This window comes from Kitasatospora sp. NPDC059088 (assembly GCF_042738155.1).
In the GTDB taxonomy this organism is placed as follows: Bacteria; Actinomycetota; Actinomycetes; order Streptomycetales; family Streptomycetaceae; genus Kitasatospora.
On the sequence record NZ_JBHYGR010000286.1, the window covers coordinates 1 to 2,059 of the forward strand.

Annotated in this window: 2 protein-coding genes and 1 pseudogene; 2 read left to right on the top strand and 1 reads right to left on the bottom strand. The window is 75.4% G+C overall.

Annotation, left to right across the window (positions count from 1 at the left end; genetic code table 11):
* Positions 1-116: 116 nt before the first annotated feature.
* Complete coding sequence (locus tag ACFWXO_RS45345) at positions 117-497, bottom strand: peptidoglycan-binding protein (RefSeq protein ID WP_375886585.1); 381 nt, start codon at positions 495-497, stop codon at positions 117-119.
* Between the two features lie 247 nt (positions 498-744).
* Between ACFWXO_RS45345 and ACFWXO_RS45350 the strand changes: the two genes are divergently transcribed.
* Both ACFWXO_RS45350 and ACFWXO_RS45355 read left to right on the top strand, forming a co-directional pair.
* Positions 745-1,461, top strand: a complete 717-nt coding sequence (locus ACFWXO_RS45350; RefSeq protein WP_375886588.1) for a response regulator — start codon at positions 745-747, stop codon at positions 1,459-1,461.
* A 96-nt stretch (positions 1,462-1,557) separates the two neighbouring features.
* Positions 1,558-1,970: pseudogene (locus tag ACFWXO_RS45355) on the top strand (pyridoxamine 5'-phosphate oxidase family protein).
* Positions 1,971-2,059 lie beyond the last annotated feature (89 nt).

Genomic DNA, 2,059 nt, shown 5'->3' on the forward strand with positions numbered 1-2,059 from the left:
CGGGGGGGGGGGCGGCCCGCGGGGGGCGCGGGGGGGGCGGGGGCCCCCCCCGGCCGGCGGGGGCCGCCGCGGGGGGGGGGGGGGGGCGCCCCGGCCCCCCCACGGGTCCGGTGGGATCAGTACATGGTCGGGATGTACTTGTAGCAGGGCTGGGTGTTGCTGTAGATCATGATGTCGCCGGTGATCCTGCCCACGATGCCGTCCGGGACGACGCTCGGGTTGCTGTGGCTCTGGACCGTCTGGTAGCGGACCACCAGGGCCTTGGTCTTCGGGCCCCAGATGCCGTCCTCCTGCACCCGGGCGCCCGAGTCGCCCACGACGTTGGCGACCCAGTCGTTGAGGATCGTCTGCACGCAGTGGACGGAGTTGTAGCCGTTCGGGTAGCCGTCGCCGATGTAGGAGGCGCCGGTCGAGGCCTGGGCCGGGGCGGCCAGGGCGAGGGTCACGGCCGCGGTGGCGAGGGCCAGGGTGGTCCTGAGGGCGAGCTTCGTCCGCATCACGGGGTTCCTTCTCCGATCGGCCCGGTACGGAGTCCGGGCGGGCGGTCATCAGCCAAACAGCGGGCCGGACGTCCCACCAGCGCGGGACGTCCCGGGACGGCGGAGGGACGGGGGACGGAGCCGAGGACGGTGACGGTGACGGGCGAATGGGGCCGTTGGGCCCTGGGCCGCCGCAGGGCGGCGGGGGATGATGCGGTGGGCCCCGCCGGGAGTGTGCGGGGGTGACGAAGGTGGAAACCGCGTGATGGCGACCGAGGTGGAGGGCGTCGGGGCTTCGGCGCCGGTCCGGGTGTTCCTGCTGGACGACCACGAGGTGGTGCGCCGCGGGGTGCACGACCTGCTGGACGGCGAGCCGGACCTGGAGGTCGTCGGGGAGGCCGCGACGGCCGAGCAGGCCCTCGTCCGGGTGCCCGCGCTGCGGCCCGACGTGGCGGTGCTGGACGTCCGGCTCGGGGACGGCGACGGGGTCTCCGTCTGCCGTGAACTGCGGTCGCGGATGCCCGACCTGGCCTGTCTGATGCTGACCTCCTTCGACGACGAGGAGGCGCTGCTGGACGCCGTGATGGCGGGTGCCGCCGGGTACGTGTTGAAGCAGATCAGCGGCACCGACCTGGTCGCCGCCGTCCGTACCGTGGCCTCCGGCCGGTCGATGCTCGACCCCGGCGCGGCGACCCGGCTGCTGAACCGGCTGCGCAGCGACGCCGAGCCCGCCCGGCCGGTGACCGCCGGACCGGCGCTGACGGCGCGCGAGCAGGAGGTGCTGGCGCTGATCGGGGAGGGCCTGACCAACCGGCAGATCGGTGAGCGGCTCTACCTCGCGGAGAAGACGGTGAAGAACCACGTGTCCCGGCTGCTGGCCAAGCTCGGGGTGGAGCGGCGGGTGCAGGCGGCGTTGATCGCCACCGAGCTGCGGCAGTCGGCCGCCGCGCCGTCCTCGCCGCTGCGCTACGGCCGGGGTTGACGACCCGCCCCGGGGCTGACGACCCGCCCGGGCGGGCCCCTCGGCGGGACCATCGGCCCTCGTGACCGGGCCCGGCCCCGGGTGAGCATCGCTCGCATGAACCGCGATCACGTCCCGTCCCCCCGGCCCGCGCCGTCCGACCCCGTCCACCGCTCGAACCCGTCCGGCCCCCGCGAGCTCGACCGGAGGCGGGCGCTGCAGCTGCTGGGCCGGGCCCCCGTCGGGCGGGTCGTCTACACCGTCGACGCCCTCCCGGCCGTCCTGCCGGGGACTTCCGGTTGGCGCCCGGCGGCGTGCTGGTCTCCGCACCCGCCGACTCCGAGCTGGCCCGGGCGGTGGACGGCGCGGTGATCGCCTTCGAGGCCGACGAGGTGGACGGCCGGGACGGCTCCGGCTGGTTCGTCACCGTCCTCGGCCGTGCCCAGGTCCGCCCGGGGACGGCGACCGCCCCGGACGTGGTCCGGATCCGGATCCGGCCGGAACTGGTGATCGGCCGCTGTTTGCTCTAGGGCCTGTCCGGCGGATCTTGGCAGATCAGCGCGCGGCGTTGGGCGCCCGGCTGGGCGTGCGCCCGAGTCGGCCTCGTACTGGACGTACT

What these genes read in the sequence shown, in the direction of transcription:
- ACFWXO_RS45345 (WP_375886585.1), bottom strand. Translation starts at nt 497, where the DNA reads ATGCGGACGAAGCTCGCCCTCAGGACCACCCTGGCCCTCGCCACCGCG.
- ACFWXO_RS45350 (WP_375886588.1), top strand. Translation starts at nt 745, where the DNA reads ATGGCGACCGAGGTGGAGGGCGTCGGGGCTTCGGCGCCGGTCCGGGTG.